The organism is Micromonospora acroterricola, from assembly GCF_003172955.1.
In the GTDB taxonomy this organism is placed as follows: domain Bacteria; phylum Actinomycetota; class Actinomycetes; order Mycobacteriales; family Micromonosporaceae; genus Micromonospora; species Micromonospora acroterricola.
Map to the genome: position 1 here is coordinate 32484 of NZ_QGKR01000140.1, position 21961 is coordinate 54444.

Here is a 21961-nt window from a genome sequence, read left to right on the forward strand (position 1 = left end):
TGACCGAGCGGTCCACCAAGCCTATGGTGGACCGAGCAGTCAAGAATCCGATCGGTGGAGGAAACACTCATGTCACAGCTTCTTCGAGGCAAGGTCGCACTCGTCACGGGCGGATCGCGCGGCCTCGGCGCCGCCACGGCCCGTTCCCTGGCCGACGAGGGCGCGGACGTCGCGATCACCTACGTCGGCTCGGCCGACAAAGCCGCCGAGGTCGTCGAGGAGTTGGCCGGCCGGGGCGTACGCGCCGCCGCCTTCCAGAATGACCAGGCGGACACCTCACGGGCGTCAGGGCTCATCGACGACGTCGTCGCCCGGTTCGGTGGCCTCGACATTCTGATCAACAACGCCGCGATCTCCGTGGAACAGGGTAGGAAGGTCGACGACCCGGAAGCGGACATCGCTGCCCTGGACCGGATGCACGCCACGAACTACACCGGGGTCATCGCGATCATCCGCGCGGCGGCGAAGGTGCTGCGCGACAACGGCCGCATCGTCTCCATCGGCTCCGGCATCGGCTCCCGGGTGGGCGTTCCCGGCCTCGCCGACTACGCCGCGACCAAGGCCGGGCTCGTCGGCTACACCAGGGGGATCTCCCGCGACCTGGCGCCACGCGGCATCACCGTCAACATGGTGCAGGCCGGCCTGATGATGACCGGCATGGAGCCGCCGGACCCGGAGGTCGTCAAGACCCTGGTGTCGAGCCTCGCCATCCAGCGGTTCAGCGACCCCGCCGAGACCGCGGCGGCCATCACCTTCCTGGCGAGCCCCGCCGCCTCGTACGTCACCGGCGCCGTGCTCGACTCCAACGGCGGGTACACCGCCTGAGCGGGCCTGATCCCGCTGGGCGTCTCCGTGCGCGGTTGCCCGGATATACCGTGGGTCCGCCGCACTCCGTCCGTGCCATCGCCCCTCCGCACCCCCCGGGAGACGTGAAAGAGATGACCGCGTCCACCTTCCGCGCCCTGCACCACGGCCGCGCCGCCGGCGACCCGCTCGTCCTGCCCGGGCCGTGGGACGCGGCCAGCGCCCGCGCCTTCGCCGACGCCGGCTTCCCGGCGCTCGCCACACCGAGCGCCGGGATCGCCGCCTCGCTCGGCTACGAGGACGGCTCGACCCCGCCCGACGAGATGTTCGCGGCGGTGGCCAGGATCGTCCGGGCCGTCTCCGTGCCGGTGTCCGCCGACGTCGAGTGGGGTTACGGCCTGGCACCCGGGGAGCTGGTCGGGCGGCTCCTGGAGGCGGGCGCCGTGGGCTGCAACCTGGAGGACTCCGAGCACCACGCCACGCTCCGGGAGCCGCAGCGGCATGCGGACTGGCTGGCCGAGGTGCGGGCGGAGGCGGGTGACGCGCTCTTCATCAACGCCCGTGTGGACACCTTCCTGGTGGGGGCCGGTGACCCGGCCGACGCGGTGGCGCGTGCCCGCCTGTACGTGGCCGCCGGCGCCGACTGCGTCTACCCGCTCACGGCGCCGCCCGAGGTGTTCCCGGCCCTGCGGGAGGGCATCGAGGGCCCCATCAACATGGCGGCCGGAACCGACCGGGAGTCGGTGGCCGAGCTGGCGCGGCTGGGCGCCACGCGCATCACGTTCGGTCCGGGGATGCAGCGGTACGCGGTGCGGGCGATCGGCGAGCTGGCGGCGGGGCTGCGCGCCTGACGCCCAGCGATCCGGTCACCGGAGAGGCCCGGTAGAAACCGGGGGTATATACGCGGTGTATACCCCCGGTGTATGGTGCTCGCATGAGCGTTCCTCTCACCCTCCTCGGCCTGCTCGACCGCGAGCCCAGCCACGGGTACGACCTCAAGCGCGAATACGACGCGTACTTCGGCCGCGGCAAGCCGCTGCCGTTCGGTCAGGTCTACTCGACCCTCAGCCGCCTGGCTCGTGACGGCAAGGTGGTGATCAGCGAGGTGGGGCCCGGGGAGGGACCCGACCGCAAGCGCTACATCATCACCGACCTGGGCGCGACCGAGGTCGAGCAGTGGCTGACCCAACCGGTCGAGCCCGAACCGCACCTGCAGACCGTCCTCTTCGCCAAGGTCGTGCTCGCGCTGATGCTGGACCGCCCCGCCGGCGAGTACCTCGACACGCAGCGCAGCGCGCACCTGCAGCGGATGCGCGAGCTCACCGAGATCAAGCGCGGTGGCAGCCTCGTCGACGCGCTGCTCGCCGATCACGGTCTGTACCACCTGGAGGCGGACCTCAGGTGGATCGAGATGACCGGCGCCCGGCTGGACGCCCTGAAGAAAGCGGTACGGCAATGACCATCGCGATCGAAGCGAGGGACGTCGTCTTCTCGTTCGGCCAGACACCCGCGCTCCGGGGCGCCAGCATCGCCGTGGACCCGGGAGAGATCGTCGCGATCATGGGGGCCAGCGGCTCCGGCAAGTCGACGTTGCTGCACTGCCTGGCCGGCATCCTGGTTCCGGATTCCGGCGAGATCCTCTTCGACGGCGCTCGGGTCGACTCCATGACCGAGGCCCAGCGCAGCAGCCTGCGCCGGGACCGGTTCGGGTTCGTGTTCCAGTTCGGTCAGCTCGTCCCCGAGTTGACCACTGCGGAGAACGTGGCCCTGCCGCTGCTGCTGAGCGGCACCCGCCGGGCCGAGGCGCTGCGCAAGGCGTACGGCTGGTTCGAGCGGCTCGGCCTGGAAGGGCTGGAGCAGCGTCGGCCCGGCGAGCTCTCCGGAGGGCAGGCCCAGCGGGTCGCCCTCGCCCGAGGTCTGGTCGCCGGGCCGGAGGTCCTCTTCGCCGACGAGCCGACCGGTGCGCTCGACTCGCTCACCGGCGAGCAGGTCATGGACCTGCTGGTCACGGCGGCTCGTGAGCAGGGCACGACGGTCATCCTGGTCACCCACGAACCACGGGTCGCCGCGTACGCCGACCGTGAGGTCAGCGTGCGCGACGGTCGCGTGAACGCGCCGGACCGGATCGCGTCATGATCCGCTTTGGGCTCCGCCTCGCCGTGGCGGGCGGGCGCGAGGCACTCACCCGCCTCATCATCATCGCCACCGCCGTCGCGGTCGGTGCCGGGCTGCTGTTGGTCACCCTCGCGGGGCTCAACGCCGTGAACGCGCAGCTCACGCGGTACGCGTCGCTGTACCCGAGCGCGTCGGCGGAAGGCGGCGCCGATCCACTGTGGTGGTCCACCCGGGAGGACTACTTCCGCGGCGAGCAGATCGTCCGGGTGGACGTCGCTGCGGCGGGGCCGGGCGCGCCGACCCCGGTCGGCATTCCGAAGACGCCGGGGCCGGGGGAGTACTACGTCTCACCGCAGCTCACCACGCTGCTGGCAGCAACCCCCGCCGCCGAACTCGGCGATCGCTACCCCGGGCGGAACCTCGGCACGATCGGCCCCGCCGCGCTGCCGTCACCGGACGCCCTCGTGGTGATCGTCGGCCACACCGTCGACGAGGTCGCCGGGCTGCCGAATGTCCGCCAGCTCACGAGCGTCGGCGCCGACGCTCCCGCGCTGCCGGAGACGGTCGTGGACCTCATCGTCGGTGTCATAGCCGGTGGGCTGCTGTTTCCGGTGCTCATCTTCATCGGCACCGCCACCCGGCTCAGCGCCGCGCGCCGGGAGCAGCGGTTCGCGGCGATGCGTCTGGTGGGCGCGACGCCCAAGCAGATCTCGGTGATCGCGGCGACCGAGGCCGCCGTGGCGGCCGTCGCGGGCACCGCCCTCGGTTTCGTGCTGTTCTTCGCGTTCCGCGGCCAGCTCGCTGCGATCCCGTTCACCGGCATGCGCTTCTTTCCGGACGACATGTTCCTGAGGCCGCTGGACGTCCTGGTGGTCGCGCTCGGCGTTCCGGCCGGGGCGGCGCTGGCGGCGTGGGTCTCGCTACGGCGCGTCCGGATCTCCCCGCTCGGCGTCACGCGGCAGGTCACCCCCCGTCCGCCCCGCGCCTACCGGCTGATCCCACTCGTGCTGGGGGTGGCCGAGCTGGCGTTCTTCATCGGCCGAAGGCCGGAGACCTCCGACGGCCAGACCGCCGTGTTCCTGCCTGGTCTCCTGCTCATCATGACCGGCCTGGTCCTCGCGGGACCCTGGCTCACCATGGTCGGCGCCCGTGTCATGGCCGGCCGTGCCCGCCGCCCGGCGGCGCTCATCGCGGCGCGACGCCTCGCGGACAATCCGAAGGCCGGCTTCCGGGCGATCAGCGGCATCATGCTCGCGCTCTTCGTCACGAGTGTGGCCATCGGTGTGATCACCACGATCGTCGCCAACCGCGGCCCGGCCCGGATCGGCTCCACGGACGCGGGCACCCTGTCCACCAGCTTCTCCGACGACCAACCCTCGGTGCCCGACGCGCTGCTGGTCGAGTTGCGCTCGGTCCCGGGCGTGCGGAGCGCGACGGTGATTCGCCGGAACCCGGACAGGATGGCCGAGCCTGGCGTGGTCGCGTGCACCGACATCCCCCAGGCGTACGGCCGGTGCGCCGACGACGCCACCGTGGCGGCGGTGGCCCAGAGCCTCGTCCCGTTCCGCGAGTCGGCGTCCGCCACCCGAATCTGGCCCGCCGCACCCGTCTCCCTCGACGACCTTCGGCGGTTGCCGGTGGCGGCGATCGTCGTCGGTACGGACGGCTCGACGGTCCCGATCGAACGGTCGCGCACGGTCCTCTCGTTGGCCTACCCGAACTTCTGGGTGGCGCCGAACGCTCCCGGTGACTTCGAGTCGTCCTTCACCGACCAGCTGCGTGGCTGGCAGCAGTTGGCCAACGTCATCATCGTCGCCAGCCTCGGCCTCGCCGGTTGCAGCCTGGCGGTCAGCGTGGTGGGCGGTCTGAGCGAACGCAGGCGCCCGTTCAGCCTGCTCCGCCTCAGTGGCGCGCCGGTGCGGGTCCTGCGCCGCGTGGTCGCCCTGGAGAGCGCCGTACCGATGCTGGCCGTCGCCGTGGTCGCGGTCGGCATGGGCTTCCTCGCCGCCCAACTGTTCCTCAAGGCGCAGATGGACTACACGCTCACCGCTCCCGGCGTCGAGTTCTACGCGATCGTGCTCGTCGGCCTGGCCGCCTGCCTCGGCATCATCGCGTCCACCCTGCCGTTGCTGGAAAGGATCACCGGCCCGGAGACCGCACGCAGCGAATGATCGCCTGAGCGGCGGGGGAAGAGCCCTCGCCGCTCAGGCGATCACGTGGAAGCCGACGTCCGGCTCACTGGCCGGTGCGACCGTCGACGCACTCGCGCAGCAGGTCGGCGTGGCCCGCGTGCCGGGCGTACTCCTCGATCATGTGAACGAGGACGTCCCGGACGCTGACCGTGTCATCGTCGAACGGCACCTCCCGCCCGAGGTCGTCCTCGTCGAGCGCGTCGAGCCACTGGTCGGCCGCGGCGATCTCCGCCTTCCACGTGGCGAACGCCTCCTCGACGACCGCGGGGTCGGCGACGGCGTCGTTGAAGTCCGCGTCCCTGTCGTCGTCGCGGCTGAACAGGCGTGGCCGGTCGCTCCTGCCCTGCAGCACCCGCTGGAACCACTGGTTCTCCACCTTGGCCAGGTGCCGGACCAGGCCGAGCAGGCTCATGGTGCTCGGCGGCACGGAACGGCGGGCGAGCTGCTCGGCGTCGAGACCGGCGCACTTCATGTCCAGGGTCAACCGGTAGTTGAGGAGGTACTCCCGCAGCGTCGCCTTCTCGCCCTTCGGGTTGCCGTAGGTTCGTGGATCGTCGGCGGGGTCCACCCACATGTCGCTCATGGCTCCCGACCCTTTCCGACAGGCGGCGGTGGGCGCAAGCGGGTTACCGGCTCAACCGGCCGGGTCGGCATTCGTCGGCGCGGCTCCGGCGCCCCGCGCGAGAGCCACCGGGTGTCGGTCGCCCGGTGGCCCGAATAGGCGGGAGAGCCTGCGCCGCCGCCGGCCGTACCGGCCCGGCGGCGGCGCAGACGGGTGGGTCAGGAGTACGGAAGCCGCAGCACCGACTGGTTGCCGACGCCCAGTGTGGTCGGGTTGTTGCCGATCGCCGACCAGACCTCGACCCGGACGGTGCCGTTGCTCAGCGCGCCCAACGTGCCGGTGGCCGAGGCCAGGCCGGCACTCTGGGTGTAGTGCTCGTAGCCGGGGACCGGGTCGGTGGCGAAGTACCGCAAGGTCTCGACCCGCTCCCAACTGCCGTTGCCGGTCAGGTCGTAGGAGACCCGTACCTGCACGCCGTTGCCGACGGCCGTGCCGGAGTCCACGAACAGGTCGAGCGCGGTCTGGCCCCCCGCGTAGGCGAGATTGAGGCCGGTCGCCGTGAAGACCTGCGCGTTGGTCGGCGTACCGTCGTGGTTTCCGTTTGCCGCCGCGACCGTGGTCGTGGCCGCGCCGCCGGCGGCGCCCAGCCCGCCACCGGGCAGGAGGTACCGCGTCGGAGTGCCCGGGTTCGGGGGCGGATCCGTCGGAGGCGGGTCGGTGGGCGGCGGCGTTCCCGGGGGTACGCCGCCCGACGCGTTGCCGCCGCTCCAGGTGTACGCACCGGTGGTGGCCGTCCGTCCGGCTGCCACGGAGAGCGTGGTGCCGTTGGAGAACCTCACCGTGATCGGCGTCGCGGTCGGGTTCGACGCCACGTAGGTGCGCGCCCCGTTTCGCGAGAAGACCGCCGACAGTGGGTGGTTCGCGGTCACCGTCGTGTCGACGGTGCCCAGCGCCGCCAGGTTGCGGATCCAGTGGAAGGTGTGTGCCCGACTCTCTCCCTCCTCCGGGGTGTAGCCGGGGTTCGCGCGGAGGTTCGCCAGTGCCGCGTCGCCGTCACCGAGGGCCTGGAACTGCCAGAGGATGTCCTGCCACACCGTCGGCTGTCCGCCGTTGTTGCGGACCAGCTCGGCGTAGTTCGTCCGCACGTACGCCGGGTAGTTGCCCAGGTAGAGGTGCCCGCCGGTGACCGGCAGCAGGTTGATGCCCTGGATCATCTCCGGCTCGCCGCTGAACCAGGTGGCGTACGCGCCGCCGTCACCCCAGACCATGCCGACCGTCGAGTGCCCGAAGGCGGCGGGGAAGTTCTGGTCGCTGACGTCGAACCAGTACTCCTGGATGGCCGCGGCCTGGGTGGTGTAGAGGAAGATGCCGGCGTCCCGGACGGCGGTGTCGCCGGTGACCTGCCCCCACTGGATCAGGGCGTTGGCGAAGTTCATGCCCTCCGACGAGGACTCCTGGTTGTTGCCGGAGCCGAACGAGCCGTGCCCGGACGCCCAGTCGTGGCCGGCGTAGATGTCGAAGTCGCGCAGGTAGGGGAAGCGGGTGTCGTCGCGGCGGTAGTTGTTGGCGTCCCGGATCAGCAGGTCGACCATGCCGCCGTAGCGGCTCGTGGCGGCCCACGCCGGGTCGAACTTGGCCAGCGTCGCGGCGGCGGCGATGTAGTAGCCGTAGTGGAAGTGGTGGTCGTTGAGTTCCTGGTCGGAGCCGTACGACGCCGGGTAGCCGATCAGGGTGCCCCAGTTGCCGTTGTAGTAGAAGACCTTCGAGGTCTTGCCGCTCGACGCGGTGAACCAGTCGGTGAGCGTGCTGCGGATGGCGTTCAGGGCGCTGTCCCGCGTGGTGGTGTCGTTGACCAGGTCGGCCACCTCGGCGAGGCGGGCGGCCCGGCCGAGCCCCTTGCCCGTCCAGTACGTGTCGCCGCCCCGCTGGTCCATCGGGTTGGCTCGGGCGGCGGCCAGGTGTCCGTTGAGCGTCGCCAGGTCCGCGCCGCTGCCGTCGCCGACGGCCGGCAGTTCCGGCAGGACGCCCTGGAACTTCATGGCGGTGCGGAACTGGTTGACGCCGGTGAGCACCTTCATCCGGCCACGCGCCGACGGGTAGGTCGGGGTGATCGGGGTGGAGCCGCTCAGCGACTTCCACTGGTGCGGGTAGAGGCTGACCACGGTCTGCGTGGCGCTTCCCTCCCGGGCGGTCGTGGTGAACGCGTACGTGGTGGTGAGCCCGCTGGTCGCCTGGTCGCAGGCGTACGAGACGGTGGTGCCGGTGACGTGGGCGTGCGCGTACCGGCCGTAGGTGGCCGCCAGGTCGGCGCGTTCCGCCGTGCTGGCCGTCGGCGGCAGGAGAGCGACGGAGAAGTAGCCCCGACCGGCCAGGGTGGAGGAGATCCGGCCGCCGCTCACGGTCCAGTTGGCGCCGCTCGGGGCGTACCCGACGTAGTCGTGGCCGTTGACCCGGAAGCCGACGGTGGCGCCGCTGTTGGACCAGACGTCGGGGGTGCCGGTCGCGCTGATCACCGCATCCCCGCCGGTGGCCTGGAAGTACGCGAACGGCAGACCGTGGCCGATGGTGGCGCGCATGGTGCGGGTGCCGTCGCTCCAGTGTGGGCTGACCGTCCAGTCGGTCCAGCCGTCCACCTTGACCTGGGGCGCGCCGAGCCCGGCGACGCCGACCCGGATGTCCTGGACGTACGGGTAGTGGTATTCCCCGACGCCGGTCGCGGTGCCGCTGATGGCGGGCGTGGAGTTGGCGGAGAAGCCGAGGCCGTCGCCGAACGTGTCGTACGAGATCGGATGCGCGTGCAGGGGCTCGCTGAAGGAGCAGTCGGTGCGCTTCCAGAGCAGGGACGACCACCAGTCGTTGGTGGGGATGGCACCGGCTGGCGCGTTGGCGGTGGCGAACTGCCGGGGGTTGCTGGACATCGAGCCGCAGCCGCTGGGGAGCGGGCCGACCGGGGTGGTGGTGTAGCTGCCCGCGCCGACGGGGGCGGCCTCCGCGGGACGGGTGACGGTGATCGCGAGGCCGCCGACGACCAGGGCCAACGTGGTGGTGGCGGCCAGGGCCCATCGGCGGCGTGGGACGGGAGGTTTCACGGTGCCTCCATCGCGTGCCGGAGTGCCGGCCTCTGCCGGATCCGGCCCGTTGTCTGAATTGAGGAGAACGTGTGGTGAGAGAGCGCTCTCTCACCACAGCACCGTAATCGAGGGTGGAGACCTCCGTCAATGTGTCACTGGGGTTGCGTGCTGATGTCGCGATTCGAACGCAGGATGTGCCCGGCGCGCTACGTCATCGACACCCGCCGTGACGAGCACGCCCCGCTGGCCGCGGGCGCCTCTGCCCGGGTCGATGGGGACGCCGCCAGCCCGCGCTCACCCCGCCGCGGGAGACAGGTCCACAGCCGTCGCGGCGACGATGGCCTTGTCACCGTCCTTCTGCACGTAACCGACCACCGTGGCCTGCCGGCGATCCAGGTCCGGCGGGGCCTGGAGTGTCACCCGCCCACGGTCGGCCTCCAGACCCAACGACGTGAACGCCCGTACCACGTTGTCCTGCCGCAGCGTCCGCCCGGCGTTCTCACCCCGCGCCACCTGGCTCTCCAGGCCGCGTTCGACGATCGCGACGTTCAGCACCGCGCGCTCCGGCAGTCGCTCGGTCTGGTAGTCCATCACCACCGTGCGCTCGTCCCCGGTGTCGGGAGCCCCGTCCTGGACGGACAGAGCGAGGGGAGTGGTGGCCGCCGACGTCAGGGCGGCCCCGATCGTGGTCGCCGCCCGTCGGCGGTCGGAACCGACGAACTCGACGGTGCCGTTGACGACCATCTGCGGCGTGTACAGGTGTCCCGAGCCGAAGGCCCGCGCGTACGCCTGCTGGCGGGCGGTGTACGCCGCGTCGGCGAACGGGTCGCGCCAGCCCAGATCATCCCAGTAGTCGACGTGGAATCCGAGGGCGAACACCGGCTGTCCGTTGGCCCGGGCGTCGCGGTCGATCTCGGTCAGCACCTCTTCGGCGGGAGGGCAGCTCGAGCAGCCCTGGGAGGTGAACATCTCCACGACGGCGAAGCCGCCGTCCGCCGGGGCGACATCCGGCGCCTGCGGCGGCGAATCCGGCGGGCGGGCACGATCCGACCCGGGGTCCGTCATGGCGCCTCCTCCGTCCGAGCTGCTGGCGGCTCTCCGATTCCCGTTACGGTCGTGACCATGCCTGCCCGTGGCGGGCGACTCCCGCAGGGGAGCGGATCAGGTCGTCCGCCTGTCGCCCCCGGATCGAGCGGGGGCGTCCCGCGTCGCGGGAGCGCCGTCGCCGTCCCGCTCCCGGGGGACGGCCGGACGTTCGGCCGAGGGGACGGTGTGCGGCCCACCGGGTCGCATGAGGACGGCCACGAGCACGCCGGCGAGAACGCCGACGGCGCCGGCCACCACGAAGGTGGCCCGGACGCCGGCCACCCCGGCGGCCTGCGCCGCGCTGTCCAGTAGCTGCCGTCCGGCCGCCGGGGCGGCACGCAGCAGCCCGGGCGTCTGCCCGCCGGCGATGGCGTGCGCCACGTCCGCCGGGTCCGGGATGTCACGTCCGGCAAGGGTGCGCTGCGCCTGGGCGGTGAACACGCTGCCCAGCGCCGCGATGCCGAAGGCGAAACCGAGCTGGCGGGCGGTGTTGACCGCCCCGGCGGCCATGCCTCCGCGCTCGACGGGCACCAGGGACATGGACACCGAGCCGAGAATGGGCGTCGCGAGGCCGACGCCGACGCCGATCAGGGCGAGCCCCGGCACCAGCGCCGGCCAACTGGCCGAACCGTGCAGGAGTGCCGCGGCGAGCAGGCTGCCGAGGCCGACGCACAGCAGCCCGGCGCCGATCACCAGGTCGGGTCGACGGCCGTGCAGCACCCGACCCAGCACCGCCGAGACACCGAACGCGGTGACGGACAGCGGCAGGCCGGTGAGCCCCGCCGCGAGCGGGCCCATTCCGAGCACGGACTGGAGCCAGATCGAGGTGTACGTGAGCGTCGTGAAGGCCGCGAAGGTCAGCAGCAGCCCGGCGAGCAGCACCGCGACGAACGAGCGGTCGCGCAGGAGGGCGAGATCGAACATGGCGTACCGGGTGCGTGCCTCGATCACGACGAACCCGGCCAGCAGGAGCGCCGCCACGGCCAGCAACCACCACACACCTGCGGCCGACCAGCCGGTCTCGTTCGCCCGGATGAGCGCGTAGGTCGCGCAGGCCGCGGCCGCGGTGAAGCTCGCCATCCCGGCGACGTCGATCCTGCCGCGGACCGCCGCGTGGGCGACGGGGAGCGTCCTGCCACACAGCAGGATGGCGACGACGCTGACCGGCAGATTGACCAGGAAGATCCAGCGCCACGACGCGCCCTCGGTGAGCAGCCCGCCGACGACGGGGCCCACCGCCGCCGAGGCGCCCGCCACCGCGCCCCAGATGCCGTACGCGCTGCCCCGGTCGCGGCCGGTGTAGGCGCTGTTGAGCAGAGCGAACGTGGTCGCGAACATGGCCGCCGCGCCGAGGCCCTGAACGGCGCGCGCGGCGACCAGCACGCCCGGGTTCGGCGCGAGACCGCACGCCAGCGACGACACCGCGAAGAGCAGGAGCCCGACGACGTACGCCCGGCGGTGCCCCACCCGGTCGGCGATCGAGCCGGCGCCGAGCACCAGTGCGCCCAGCGCCAGGGCGTAGGCGTCGATGACCCACTGCAACGCCCGGAAGGACGCGTCCAGGTCGTCGACCATGTCGGGCAGGGCCACGATCACGATCGTGACGTCGATCAGGAGCATGAACGTGCCCAGGCAGACCGTCAGCAGCGGCAGCCACTTGCGCATTCTGATACCTGTTCCTTCCGGGCCGGTGACACAGCGCGAACGTGGGCTGGTCGAGCAAGACGCAACCAGCTTCCGCCCGGGTGGTGTCGGACAACCTGTGCGCGAGCTCCGGAGCGGTCGTTCTCCAGCGGGGATTCGAACCCGTTCGAATCACTTGGTTGGCGGTTCGGCCGGCTGTTCGACTGTGCCGGTCCTGGACCGCCACGCGCCGGGACCCGGGAGAACGGAGGCACCATTGACCACCTCGCGATCGCGAATCCTGGCGATACTCGCCGCGCTCGTCCTCACCATGACCGGGAGCCTCTTCCTCGCCGGCCCGCCGGCGCAGGCCGCGACCGGAACCTGCTCGGGCTCGAAGGTGGGTGGTTTCGACCTGTACGGGGAGGTGGCCATCAACGGTTCGACGCGGTACGGGTACGTCGAGGTGTACTACAGCGGCGGATACAACTGCGCACGGACCGTGTCGAGCGCGAACACCTGGGGCGTCAGCAAGGTGATGTCGGTCGAGCTGTGGGTCTGTTCGTCCGGCACCAGCAACTGCCGCCTGCTGGAGGCCAACGACCGGGACCACGGCACCTACCGGTACTACGCCGGTCCGGTCACCGCCTACGCCAGCGGAAAGTGCATCTGGGTCATCGGCAACATCTACTACCCGCCAACGGACTCCAACGCGGGGAACAACAAGACGGGATGGTGCGGCTGATGTCCACGGTGCGACGCGCGGTGTCGGCCGGTCTCGTGGCCGTCGCTGTCGCGGCCGGCGCTCCGGCCATCGGCGCGGCGCCGGCCGGCGCCTCCGCCGGGTACGGGGAGCAGTGCGGACCCAGCTACCGGGAACTCGACGACAAGGTGCTGCTCAGCAGTGACGGCCGCCATTCCTTTGGAGACGTCTACCTGATGTACAGCGCCCAGACGCAGATGAACTGCGTCGTCGTCGACAAGTCCAGCTATGTCGGCACCGCGACCTGGATGAACGCCAAGATCGAGACAAGGAGCGGGCGCGTCGCACAGGACCCGGGCAACTACCGCTACTACGCCGGGCCCGTCTATCTCTACGCACCGGGCGAGTGCGTCCGCTACTCCGGCGTCGCTTACAGCGGCCCGAACAAGACCGGAACGCTCACCTCGTACTCGTCCGGCTTCGGGTGGTGCGGCTGACGACCGGCGTTGGAGAAAGAGCACGCGGCACGGCGGCCCTTGGCCGCCGTGCCGCGGCGGTAAGGGTTCGGTCTGCGTGAACCGCTGCCCCGATCGGCGCATCCAACCATGTGACAGATCCTGCGGAGAAAGGACCGTCCATGCGCGGCAGACTGCTCATTGGTGTGGCGTTCAGCCTCACGTTCGCCACCGGGTGCACATCACCGATCGCCCGTTCCGGGGGCGACGCGGCGCCCGCCGGCTCTCCCGCTCCCAGCGTGAGCCCCGCCCTGCCTTCCGACCCGACCCCTTCCGTGACCGCCAGCTCCGCAGCGAGCCGCCCGGCCACCACCGCCAGCTCCCGACCGACGGCGCCGGCGACCGGCAGCGGGCCGGCTCGTCAGGGGAGCGAGATCCGGCGGACCGACTGGCCCAACGCGCTCATCCGCAATCTCGAGTTCTGCGGCGAGTCCGACGATGCCGTCAGATTCCGGAACGGATCGAACGGCTTCGACATACCGTGCAAGATCCTGCCGGGCGGCGCGCGACCGGTGTACGCCGAGTTCCTTGTCGAGGAGCCGGCGAACGCCCCTTCGACCGAGGACGCGCTCATCCTCGTCGAGCTGGGGAACCCCGACGCGGCGCGGCAGCAGGCTCTCGTCCCGGTCCAGCTGGGCTACCGGAATGATCCCCTCTGGGCCAGGCCGGTCATCAAGGGAGACGCGCCCAGCGCAACCGGTGACCGGGTCATGACGTTCACCTCCTACCGGGTACTGAGCGACGACAAGGTGGAGGCCACCGTCCGCCGGCTCGACGGCCGCACCGAGACCCGCCGGTGGCGCATGATCGACTTCGCCGGAAACTGGGAGCGGGTCTAGCCTTGCGCGGCCGTCGAACGGTCCACCCGCAACGTCCCGAGGATCTCGTCGGTGCGGTCAGCCCCGCCGATCTGTTTGATCTGTACGTACACGCCGAAAGAATTTCCGGGTGCGGCCAGCGTGACCTCGCTGAAGGACGTTGCGGTGCCGCCGCACCGCGTCCATCGCCCGATGCTGCCGCGGAGGATGCCGACGGTGGTCGCGCGGTCGGCCTCGCGCGTGCAGCCGTTGTGCGCGGGCAGCGCCGGCTCGCCCGCCGTGCCGGCGAGGGACCGGCTGACCCCGGCGAAGACACCCGGCGTCGTGCTGTCCACGTCCGGCCAGACAGCGAGGTTCGGCCCGACGAGCAGGCCGGGGCCGCGCCCGCCGGGAAGACCGATCGTGGCCGGGTTCCAGCCGCCGTCCCGCAGCTGCCTGGCCCAGCTGTCGGGTACGGCGACCGAGATGGTCCCGGTCGCGTCGCCCACCCGCGTCCAGCCGGGCGGTGCGGAGGAGACGGTGGCCGATCCGCCCATGAACAGCGCCGCGGCGAGGGCGCCGACGGCGGTGACGGACCGGCGAGTGCGCTGCAGCGGGCGGCGGGCCGGAACCCGTCGCGCGGCGAGCAGTTCCTCCAGTGCGGAGGCGTACGCGTTCGCGGACGTCCAGCGCCGGCCCGGATCCCGGTGCAAGGCCCGACGCACCACACGCTCGACGGCGGCGGGGACGCGGGGCACGGGTCCCGCGGGCTGCCCGGGCGGCAACCCGGTCAGCATGTGCTGGGTCAGGGCGCCGATCGCGTACACGTCGGACCGCGCGTCCAACCCGCCCCCGGGGACGAACTGCTCCGGCGCCATGTAGGCGGGTGTGCCGGCCGCCACCGTGAAGCCGGAGGCGTGTGCGAGTGTCTTGGCCAGCCCGAGGTCGGCGACCAGCACCCGGGCTCCGGTCGGGGTGGTGTCGAACAGGACATTGGAGGGCTTGAGGTCACGGTGCAGCACACCGTTGTCGTGCAGCACGGCCACCGCCCGTGCGATGTCGGCGGCGACGCGCAGCGCCTCGTGCACCGGCATCGGGCCCCTGGCCAACCGGTCCGAGAGCGTGCCGCCGCCGGCGTACGTCATCACCAGGTACGGCCTGCCGTCGGGCAGCTCGCCGATGTCCAGCACCCGGACCAGATGGTCGGAGTCGACCTGCCGCATGAACCGGGCCTCCTGGCGGAAGCGTGCCCGGATGTCGGCCCGCTGCGACCAGTTGTCGGCGAGCACCTTGACCGCCACCGGTGACCGCAGTTCGTCGTCGTACGCTAGCCACACGGTGGCGAACGCGCCGGCGCCGACGGCGCGTACGACGCGGTACCGGCCGACCTGCGACGGGATGACCACGACCGTATTATCCGACGGCCGGGAAGCCGGTGACGCACACGAGCGGGGAGCGCCGGTGGCGGACACGTCGGGCACGGAAGAGCTGGCGCGCCGCGCGGCGGCCGGGGACAGCGCGGCTCTCGACCGGCTGCTGCTGGCGATCAGTCCGCGGGTGCTCGAGCAGTGCGGGCGGATCCTGCCCTGCCGGCAGGACGCGGAGGAGGCGGCACAGGACGCGCTGGTGCAGGTGGCCAGCCACATCGACCGGTTCGAGGGCCGGTCGCTGTTCTCGACCTGGTTGCACGTCGTGGTCGCCAACTGTGCCCGTCAGACCTACCGGTCCCTGCGGCGGCGGGCAGCCGAGCAGCCGAGCGCGATGCTGCCGGTGGAGGTCGCGGATCCCCGTACGACCAGTGTCATCGCCGGATCGCGTCTCGATCTGCTCGACGCTCTCGACAAACTGGAGGCCCACCGGCCGGACCTGGCGACCGCCCTCGTGCTCCGTGACCTGTGCCAGATGGACTACCAGGAGATCGCCGGGCAGTTGGGTATTCCGGTCGGCACGCTGAAATCCAGGATTCATCACGCGCGCCGGCACGTCCGGGAGTCTCTGCAGGGCGGTTGACTCGGACCGCGCTGGCCGCCGTCGGCCGATTGATGGCCGGCCGGGAGACGCTGCTGTCCTCAGCCGTGCCGGGCGTCGGCGAGCATGTCGAGCGACACCTGCCACAGTCGCTCGGCCGCCGCGGGGTCCACGGCGTGGTCGGCGACGCCCTGGAGCGGTGTCTCGGGGTTGTAACGCGGCGCCTCGTTGCAGTCCTCGAAGTACCGGCCGCCGATGCCCTCCAGCTGCGGCCAGGTGGCGAGCAGCACGGAGGTGGCCGCACCCTGCTCCGGGGTCTTGAAGTCGTACGCAGGAAGCTGCGCGAGGTCGGCCTCGGTGAGGTGGCGTCCCAGGTTGGTGGTGACCGCGCCCGGGTTGGCCGCGTTGACGGTGATGCCGTCGCCGGCCCAGCGCCTGTTCGCCTCGACCGCGAACAGCGCCGTGGCCGTCTTCGACTCGCCGTAGGCGAGGAGACGGTCGTAGGGGCGTGCGCGGAAGTTGACGTCTTCGAACACCATCGGTGCCTGCACGTGCGCGATGGAGCTGAGGGACACCACGCGGGCCCGGCCGGCCGCTGCGAGCGCCTCGTGCAGCCCGGTGGTGAGCGCGAAGTGACCGAGGTGGTTGGTAGCGAACTGCAGCTCCCAGCCCTCCGCCGTCCGCCTCTCGGGGGTCGCCGACACCCCGGCGTTGTTGACCAGGATGTGCAGGGGCCCTTCCCAGGCGGCGACGAACGCGGCGACCGACCCCTGGTCGGAGAGGTCCAGAGGGGCGACCCGGATGAGGCTGCTCCCCGTGGTGGCGCGGATGTCCTCCGCTGTCCGTTCGCCGGCCGCCACGTCCCGTACCGCCAGGGTCACCTCGGTGCCCGCCGTTGCGAGCGCCCGGGCCGTTTCGACGCCGATGCCCGACGAGGCGCCGGTGACGATGGCGCGCCGGCCGGTGAGGTCGAGGCCGGCGACGACGTCGCGGGCGGTGGATCGGGCGTCGAAAGGTGTGGTGACGCGCTCTGCATTCATGATCGGCTTCCTCAGATTCCTTGTCGCTCCGTGCGGCGTCGACAACCAGGTCGGCACGTCGCTCGTGTCCGTCGTCGGCTCCCGCCGTGGTCCGGAACCATCGTGCGCGGCAGCCTCTGAAGCGCCCAACACACACTTCCTGGCATGGCTACAGTCTGTTCCTGTGACTACCCCCGAGCTGCGGCAACTGCGGTATTTCCTGGTTCTCGCGGAGGAGTTGAGCTTCACAAGGGCCGCCGCCCGCCTGATGATCGCTCAGCAGTCGCTGTCCCAGCAGATCACCGCCCTGGAACGCTCCCTCGGGGTCAGGCTGTTCGAGCGCGACACCCGCGGCACCACCCTGACCGACATCGGCGCCCTGTTCGTCCCCGAGGCCCGCGCCGTGACCGACCGCGCCGAGGAGGCGGTCGCCGTCGTGGGGCGGGCCCGCAGGGGCGAGGTCGGCAGCCTCAGCCTGGCGTTCCTGGGCACCGTCGCCAACCACCTGCTGCCCCCGGTGGTCCGGGCCGTACGCGACCACCTCCCCGACCTTCGCCTGGCGACGGAGTCCACCGGCATCGCGCCCCTGGTCGAGGGCGTCCTCGGCGGACGCTACGACGTCGCCTTCACCCGGACCCCGCTCGTCCCCGGCCTGCGTTCCCGGACCCTGGCGACCGAACCGGTGTGCGCCGTCCTGCCCGAGGGCCACCCGCTCGCCCAGCGCGCCGAACTGACGCTCGCCGACCTGGCGACCGAACCGTGGGTCATGACACCGCGCAGCTCCTGGGAGCCCTGGCACCGCGCCTACGACGACCAGTTCCGCGAAGCGGGCTTCGTCCCGCACGTCGTCCAGGAGGAAGCCAGCGTGCAGACCCTCCTCGGCCTGGTCGCCGCCGGAACAGGAGTCACCCGGCTCGCCCGCTCGGCACGCAGCCTTCGCCGCACCGGCGTGGTGTTCGTGCCGCTGACCGGCGAGATTGCGCGCACCGAGATGGTGTGGCTGCCGGGCAACACCTCACCCGCCCTGCACCGGCTCCTGGACGTGGTCAGCGAACTCGCGGCGACGACCGATCTGACCGAGACCGGCTGAGCTCCGCACTCCCGGTCGAGGTGGGCCCGCTCAGTCGAGGACGAACTCGCCACCGGGGTAGGCGAACGACGAGCGCGGTGAGTAGAAGCCCCAGACGAACTCCAGCGGCTCGGCCGGGCGCAGCGCGTACACCGGGTGGTCGGGTTCGAGGAACTCCAGTGACTCGACCTCGAAGGGGTCGACCGGCTCCGCCACGAAGGGATAGTTGCCGCCGACCAGCCTGCCGTCCAACCGGGTGAAGTAGCGGAGTTGGCCCCGGTTCACGGCGTCGCCCGTGCGGCCGACGCGGGCCGTCGTCCTGATCACGGGTACGCCGTCCGCCTCGGTCGTGGCGACGAGCCGGCGGCCCCGCACCTCGATGGTGGTGGTACCCACCGTGGCCGGCACGCCACGCGCGGCGGCATACGCGCGGACGACCGGACTCGAGTTGACGTAGTGCGTCCACCAGCGACCGGGCGTCACGCCGTCCGGGGCGTCGACCCCGGACAGATCCGGTCCGAGATACGTCAGCGAGTAGGCGCCGAAGCCGGAGGTCTGCGCCGCGTCGTCGACGACGTACTGGTTCATGAAGACCTGCCGGTTCGGAGCCGGCGTGAGCCCCTGGGGCACAAGGGCGGCCACCGCCTCCGGGTCGGCCGGGATCCAGCCGAAGTAGAGCATCCTGCTGTTCAGGACGAGCTGCGGAGCGACGGGTTCGGTCACGAGGGGTCCTTCCGCGTGGCATCGATCTGTGGTCGCGACGCTACGGAGGGGCGCACCCGCAGACAACGACGGATTGCTGACAAGCCCGTGGCCGGCGGTGGCCGCGCTGAGCCGGGCTCCTCAGCGCAGCGCGTCGTTGCGGAGCACCGCGTGCGCGCCGACGGTCTGGTTGACGATCTGCGTCACCCGTACGTCGACCGCGACGCTGGCCAGCGCCACCGCGTCCGGACGGCTCACCCCGTGCAGCCGTTGCATCAGGGTCAGCATCGAGTCCAGGGCCATGAACGTGGCATCGTCGAGGGTCGCGCCGACGCCGAGGGTCAGCCAGGCGTCCGCGGTCCGGGCCACGGGGCCGGTCACCGGGAAGTCGTCGCGGACATCGAAGGTCAGGGTCACCTCGTCCATCGGGCACTCGATCGCGGTGCCGCCGACCTCGCCGTCGCCCTGCGCGGCGTGCCCGTCGCCGACCGAGAACAGTGCCCCGTCGACCGGGATCGGCAGCAGCAGGGTGCTGCCGGCGGTCAGGTCCCTGCAGTCCAGGTTGCCGCCGAAGGGTCGGGGTGGGACCGTGGAGTGCCGCCCCGGCTCGGCCGGCGGCATCCCGAGCACCCCCATGAAGGGACGCAGCGCGACGGTGTGGCCGTGCTGGTTGCGGCCGGTCATTCCCACCGGGTCCAGCGTCCAGGCGTGCACGACGCCCTCCTTCTCGACGCCGTACCGCTGGTTGAAGCCGCTCGGCCAACCGCCGGCCACGGTGGTGCCCCAGGTGGCCGGGACGACCGCGTCGATGCGGACCTCAAGGGTCTGGCCGGCGCGGGCGCCGCGGACCGCGACCGGACCGATCAACGCGTGCCCGTGGTCGGCCTGGTACTGCGGCGCCCGGGGCCGGTCCCGGATGTGCCCGCCGGGGTACGGGCCGGCCGACCACCAGCAGTCCAGGGTGCGGTAGGTGACGGTGTCGCCCGGGTCGATGGTCAGCACCGGCGGAAAGTCGGGGGAGAAGTGACCGTGTAGGGTGTCGTCGCCCGGTGTGAGGGTGTGTCGCATCTGCGCAGGCTAGTTGCCGCCTCCCGGAGCGGGTAGACGCGCGGTGGCGTCTCGGCCCGGACGGGCGGTCAGCGCAGCCGGCGGATGTCGCCGTACGCCCGGTAGAAACCACCTCGGCCGGACTCGCGGACCTCGGTCACCAGGTAGCGGGCGCCCGGCTCGCGGATGCCCTTGGGGAACTGCACCGACCAGTCCCGCCGGTAGCCGTCGGACATGACCTGGACGCGCAGCCGCCCCCGGTCGTCCAGGCACTGCACCACCACGCCAGCGCCGGCGTCGCTGGTCACCTCGACGACCGTCGGCTCCACGGTCCGTGGCGCCTGACGGGGCGCCTTGACGTCCACCACCTCCGGCACGTCCCCGGCCTGGGCCGCCCGGATGGCCGGCTCGCTGGCGTCGATGCAGGCCAGATGGCCACCGGTGGTGACGACGTAGAGCCGATCGTCGTGGTACTGCATGGAGTACGCCGAGCCGCAGCCGGTGCCGAGCTTCCACAGCCGGGTGCCCGCCGCGTCGAAGCAGTAGATCGAGGACTGGCTGTCGCCGGCGAAGACGTACCGGCCGCCCTCGGCGGTGGCGCAGGAGAGGACCGGGGCGTCGCACCGGTAGTTGCGCTCGACCCGACCGTCCTTGGCCAGCCGCACCACCTCGCGGGTGCCCGTCCCCGCGAACACGCTGCCGCGCTCCTGCCACCCGAACAGCACCGAGCCGGTCCTGGTGTGCCAGAGCTCGCGCCCGGTACGCCAGTCGTAGCCGGTCACCCCCTGCGAGTGGCCGTGGTAGAGCGCGTCGGTGTCGCAGCGCACCATCCATGCCGAGCGGCCCCGCCCCGGCCGGCGCCACAGAAACTCGTCCTCGTGGTCGATCGCGGCGATGCCGCCGTCGGCGTCCGAGACGCCCAGGACCCCGTCGTGGATGTCGAGCCAGTAGATGTCGATCTCGGGGGCGATCGCGTACGCCACCCGGGGCACCTTGCCGGAAAGGTCGTAGACGTTGCCGTCGTCGCAGCCCGCGTAGATCCAGGCGTCGTCGGCGACGATGCACTTCACCCCGTCGGGGAGGCGGACCTGGCTGCGCACCCGGGCGTCGTGGCCGAGAGTGGTGATCACGCCGTGCTCGTTGCCCACCATGCAGTGCTGCCCGTCGACGAAGATGCCGAAGGCGGGAGCGCCGGAGTCGTAGCGCCAGAGCACGGGGGCGGTGTGGGCGGTGGAGCGGGTGCTGACGATCTGCCGCCGGGAGACGCTGCGCTTCTGCCGGACACCGGGGACCGCCGGAGCGTACCCCTTGCGGACCTTCTCGCCGATCTTCTTCGCCGCGGCGGCCCGGGCGCGGGCGTTGTCCGGGTAGGCGCTCGCCTTGACCTGCCCCTGGTCGCCGATCCGGCCGTAGCGCACGGTCAGTGTGGCGCCGTCGACGACGACCTCGTAGAACTTGTGCGCTCCGTCCACTTCGGACAGTTCGAGGTAGGTCGTCTCCTGCGACATGGGTGCCTCCGAGGGGGTCAGCGACCGGCCCGACATGGCCGGCGCGGCGACAGTGCCCACACGCTAGCCACCGCCTCCGACAAGATCGGCCGCCGCGGCGACGACGCCGGAACGCGGCCGGCGGACCGCGCCGGCCGCGCTTCCGGTCACCGGTCAGTCGACGGTCGGCGGTGCCGTCCTGGCCGCCTCGGCGAGGGCCGCCGCGGCTCCCGAGTACGGGTTGTAGCTGTAGGTGCGGGCCATCCCCGCCGGCGTGGTGAAGTACTCGGCGGACACCTTCGCCGGGTCGCTGGCCAGCTCGCCGCGGGCGGGCAGGTCGTTGCCGTCGTCCCAGCCCCAGGGCGCGTTGGCCGAGTTGGCCGAACAGCTGAAGGTGCCGGTGCCACAGTCGCCGGAGGTGTCACCGGCGAACGTGCCGAGGCCGGCGAACAGGGTCGCGTTCGCGCGCTGCGCCCACAGCCCGTCGGCGGCGAAGATGTCGATCAGTCGATACCGCACGTCGCGGTCGTTGCCGTTGCTCGGAGTCTCCGCGACCGTGGAGGGGTAGTAGACGACGCCGTCGCCGTTGATGGCGTACTGGGGGTACGCCTTCAACCCGTGGCCCTGCGCCTCCTGCGCCGTCACCGGGTGCGGGAACGTGTCGTGCGGTGACGCCTGGAACTGGAGGGTGCCGTCGACGCTCTCCCGGCCGCTGGTCCAGGTGCTGCCGGCCGGCGTGTACGAGTAGAAGTCGCTGTGCGCGACGGTGACGGCCCCGCGCAGGACGCCGTACGCGGAGCCGTCGCGCTCGATGGCGAACAGGACGCCCTCGCCGTCGTTCTCGTGCTCGGTCTCGAAGAACGGGTGGTCCGTCCAGTCCCGAGGATGGAAGAACAGGTAGGTGATGTACCAGTGGGTGCTGGTCTCGACCACCGAGTAGTACGCGTGCGCGGCGAGCGACGTCCCGCTCTGGCCGGTCCGGTCCCAGTTGTTGCGCCCGTTCAGGTCACCGTCGAAGTCGACCTTCGCGATGTAGTCGGCCTGGCCGCCCAGGGCGTGGCTACCGGTGGCGTCGACGTCCTGGTGGTGGACGGGCGCCCAGCGAAGGGCGAGCTCGGCCCGGCTGACCGCGGCGCCCGCGGGCGCCGCGGTCAGCCGGGCCGCTGTCTCTTATCCACATCTCCGAGCCCACGAGACGCGT

The 21961-nt window shown here is 71.8% G+C and carries 20 protein-coding genes; 10 read left to right on the forward strand and 10 right to left on the reverse strand.

Annotated elements, in window-relative coordinates:
• The first annotated feature begins 69 nt into the window (after nucleotides 1-69).
• The 5 genes from DKT68_RS06540 (at nucleotide 70) to DKT68_RS06560 (ending at nucleotide 5090) form a co-directional block, all read left to right on the forward strand.
• A complete protein-coding gene (locus tag DKT68_RS06540) occupies nucleotides 70-825 on the forward strand; it encodes an SDR family NAD(P)-dependent oxidoreductase (protein WP_109816514.1) in 756 nt (251 codons plus the stop codon).
• Nucleotides 826-938: 113 nt separating this feature from the next.
• Entirely contained in the window at nucleotides 939-1655 is a 717-nt protein-coding gene (locus DKT68_RS06545; protein ID WP_109816515.1) for an isocitrate lyase/PEP mutase family protein, read from the forward strand.
• Between the two features lie 83 nt (nucleotides 1656-1738).
• Nucleotides 1739-2263, forward strand: a complete 525-nt coding sequence (locus DKT68_RS06550; protein WP_109816516.1) for a PadR family transcriptional regulator — start codon at nucleotides 1739-1741, stop codon at nucleotides 2261-2263.
• The gene (locus DKT68_RS06555) at nucleotides 2260-2940 is read left to right on the forward strand and encodes an ABC transporter ATP-binding protein (RefSeq protein ID WP_109816517.1); all 681 of its coding nucleotides are present in this window, start codon (nucleotides 2260-2262) and stop codon (nucleotides 2938-2940) included. The genes DKT68_RS06550 and DKT68_RS06555 overlap by 4 nt, the downstream gene beginning before the upstream one ends.
• Nucleotides 2937-5090, forward strand: coding sequence for an FtsX-like permease family protein (locus tag DKT68_RS06560; RefSeq protein ID WP_109816518.1), 2154 nt, complete (start codon nucleotides 2937-2939; stop codon nucleotides 5088-5090). Before DKT68_RS06555 ends, DKT68_RS06560 begins: the two co-directional genes overlap by 4 nt.
• Nucleotides 5091-5154: 64 nt before the next feature.
• Here DKT68_RS06560 and DKT68_RS06565 read toward each other — a convergent pair whose 3' ends face one another.
• The 4 genes from DKT68_RS06565 to DKT68_RS06580 all read right to left on the reverse strand — a co-directional run bounded on the left by DKT68_RS06565 (nucleotide 5155) and on the right by DKT68_RS06580 (nucleotide 11495).
• Complete coding sequence (locus tag DKT68_RS06565; RefSeq protein WP_109816519.1) at nucleotides 5155-5694, reverse strand: DinB family protein; 540 nt, start codon at nucleotides 5692-5694, stop codon at nucleotides 5155-5157.
• Nucleotides 5695-5891: 197 nt separating this feature from the next.
• Nucleotides 5892-8762, reverse strand: a complete 2871-nt coding sequence (locus tag DKT68_RS06570; protein WP_109816520.1) for a glycosyl hydrolase — start codon at nucleotides 8760-8762, stop codon at nucleotides 5892-5894.
• Between the two features lie 276 nt (nucleotides 8763-9038).
• Complete coding sequence (locus tag DKT68_RS06575) at nucleotides 9039-9809, reverse strand: DUF1223 domain-containing protein (RefSeq protein WP_109816521.1); 771 nt, start codon at nucleotides 9807-9809, stop codon at nucleotides 9039-9041.
• Nucleotides 9810-9905: 96 nt separating this feature from the next.
• Entirely contained in the window at nucleotides 9906-11495 is a 1590-nt protein-coding gene (locus DKT68_RS06580; RefSeq protein ID WP_109816522.1) for an MFS transporter, read from the reverse strand.
• 235 nt (nucleotides 11496-11730) lie between these two features.
• Between DKT68_RS06580 and DKT68_RS06585 the strand changes: the two genes are divergently transcribed.
• The 3 genes from DKT68_RS06585 (at nucleotide 11731) to DKT68_RS06595 (ending at nucleotide 13510) form a co-directional block, all read left to right on the forward strand.
• Nucleotides 11731-12198: a hypothetical protein gene (locus DKT68_RS06585; RefSeq protein WP_109816523.1), complete on the forward strand. Its 468-nt coding sequence runs from the start codon at nucleotides 11731-11733 to the stop codon at nucleotides 12196-12198.
• Nucleotides 12198-12653 (forward strand): spore-associated protein A, encoded by a 456-nt coding sequence (locus DKT68_RS06590; RefSeq protein ID WP_146218299.1) that lies wholly within the window; start codon nucleotides 12198-12200, stop codon nucleotides 12651-12653. Before DKT68_RS06585 ends, DKT68_RS06590 begins: the two co-directional genes overlap by 1 nt.
• A gap of 140 nt (nucleotides 12654-12793) precedes the next feature.
• The gene (locus tag DKT68_RS06595; protein WP_146218300.1) at nucleotides 12794-13510 is read left to right on the forward strand and encodes a hypothetical protein; all 717 of its coding nucleotides are present in this window, start codon (nucleotides 12794-12796) and stop codon (nucleotides 13508-13510) included.
• Here DKT68_RS06595 and DKT68_RS06600 read toward each other — a convergent pair.
• Nucleotides 13507-14874 (reverse strand): serine/threonine-protein kinase, encoded by a 1368-nt coding sequence (locus DKT68_RS06600; protein WP_109816526.1) that lies wholly within the window; start codon nucleotides 14872-14874, stop codon nucleotides 13507-13509. The genes DKT68_RS06595 and DKT68_RS06600 overlap by 4 nt on opposite strands.
• Nucleotides 14875-14929: 55 nt before the next feature.
• On the opposite strand from DKT68_RS06600, the gene DKT68_RS06605 reads away from it, so the two are divergent.
• Nucleotides 14930-15478: an RNA polymerase sigma factor gene (locus DKT68_RS06605; RefSeq protein WP_109816527.1), complete on the forward strand. Its 549-nt coding sequence runs from the start codon at nucleotides 14930-14932 to the stop codon at nucleotides 15476-15478.
• A 59-nt stretch (nucleotides 15479-15537) separates the two neighbouring features.
• Here the strand turns inward: DKT68_RS06605 and DKT68_RS06610 are convergent, their stop codons facing one another.
• Nucleotides 15538-16476: an SDR family NAD(P)-dependent oxidoreductase gene (locus DKT68_RS06610; RefSeq protein WP_109816528.1), complete on the reverse strand. Its 939-nt coding sequence runs from the start codon at nucleotides 16474-16476 to the stop codon at nucleotides 15538-15540.
• A 163-nt stretch (nucleotides 16477-16639) separates the two neighbouring features.
• On the opposite strand from DKT68_RS06610, the gene DKT68_RS06615 reads away from it, so the two are divergent.
• Nucleotides 16640-17545 (forward strand): LysR family transcriptional regulator, encoded by a 906-nt coding sequence (locus tag DKT68_RS06615; protein ID WP_236646745.1) that lies wholly within the window; start codon nucleotides 16640-16642, stop codon nucleotides 17543-17545.
• 30 nt (nucleotides 17546-17575) lie between these two features.
• Here DKT68_RS06615 and DKT68_RS06620 read toward each other — a convergent pair whose 3' ends face one another.
• From DKT68_RS06620 to DKT68_RS06635, 4 genes are all read right to left on the reverse strand, one after another.
• A complete protein-coding gene (locus DKT68_RS06620) occupies nucleotides 17576-18247 on the reverse strand; it encodes a hypothetical protein (RefSeq protein ID WP_236646746.1) in 672 nt (223 codons plus the stop codon).
• Nucleotides 18248-18367: 120 nt separating this feature from the next.
• Complete coding sequence (locus DKT68_RS06625) at nucleotides 18368-19294, reverse strand: acetamidase/formamidase family protein (RefSeq protein ID WP_109816530.1); 927 nt, start codon at nucleotides 19292-19294, stop codon at nucleotides 18368-18370.
• Nucleotides 19295-19362: 68 nt separating this feature from the next.
• Nucleotides 19363-20781 (reverse strand): WGR domain-containing protein, encoded by a 1419-nt coding sequence (locus tag DKT68_RS06630; protein WP_109816531.1) that lies wholly within the window; start codon nucleotides 20779-20781, stop codon nucleotides 19363-19365.
• Nucleotides 20782-20934: 153 nt separating this feature from the next.
• Nucleotides 20935-21693 carry a hypothetical protein gene (locus DKT68_RS06635; protein ID WP_236646747.1) on the reverse strand — a complete coding sequence of 253 codons (759 nt, stop codon included), beginning with the start codon at nucleotides 21691-21693 and terminating at the stop codon, nucleotides 20935-20937.
• Between the last annotated feature and the right edge of the window lie 268 nt (nucleotides 21694-21961).

What these genes read in the sequence shown, in the direction of transcription:
- DKT68_RS06540 (WP_109816514.1), top strand. Translation starts at nt 70, where the DNA reads ATGTCACAGCTTCTTCGAGGCAAGGTCGCACTCGTCACGGGCGGATCG.
- DKT68_RS06545 (WP_109816515.1), top strand. Translation starts at nt 939, where the DNA reads ATGACCGCGTCCACCTTCCGCGCCCTGCACCACGGCCGCGCCGCCGGC.
- DKT68_RS06550 (WP_109816516.1), top strand. Translation starts at nt 1,739, where the DNA reads ATGAGCGTTCCTCTCACCCTCCTCGGCCTGCTCGACCGCGAGCCCAGC.
- DKT68_RS06555 (WP_109816517.1), top strand. Translation starts at nt 2,260, where the DNA reads ATGACCATCGCGATCGAAGCGAGGGACGTCGTCTTCTCGTTCGGCCAG.
- DKT68_RS06560 (WP_109816518.1), top strand. Translation starts at nt 2,937, where the DNA reads ATGATCCGCTTTGGGCTCCGCCTCGCCGTGGCGGGCGGGCGCGAGGCA.
- DKT68_RS06565 (WP_109816519.1), bottom strand. Translation starts at nt 5,694, where the DNA reads ATGAGCGACATGTGGGTGGACCCCGCCGACGATCCACGAACCTACGGC.
- DKT68_RS06575 (WP_109816521.1), bottom strand. Translation starts at nt 9,809, where the DNA reads ATGACGGACCCCGGGTCGGATCGTGCCCGCCCGCCGGATTCGCCGCCG.
- DKT68_RS06580 (WP_109816522.1), bottom strand. Translation starts at nt 11,495, where the DNA reads ATGCGCAAGTGGCTGCCGCTGCTGACGGTCTGCCTGGGCACGTTCATG.
- DKT68_RS06590 (WP_146218299.1), top strand. Translation starts at nt 12,198, where the DNA reads ATGTCCACGGTGCGACGCGCGGTGTCGGCCGGTCTCGTGGCCGTCGCT.
- DKT68_RS06595 (WP_146218300.1), top strand. Translation starts at nt 12,794, where the DNA reads ATGCGCGGCAGACTGCTCATTGGTGTGGCGTTCAGCCTCACGTTCGCC.
- DKT68_RS06610 (WP_109816528.1), bottom strand. Translation starts at nt 16,476, where the DNA reads ATGAATGCAGAGCGCGTCACCACACCTTTCGACGCCCGATCCACCGCC.
- DKT68_RS06625 (WP_109816530.1), bottom strand. Translation starts at nt 19,294, where the DNA reads ATGCGACACACCCTCACACCGGGCGACGACACCCTACACGGTCACTTC.
- DKT68_RS06630 (WP_109816531.1), bottom strand. Translation starts at nt 20,781, where the DNA reads ATGTCGCAGGAGACGACCTACCTCGAACTGTCCGAAGTGGACGGAGCG.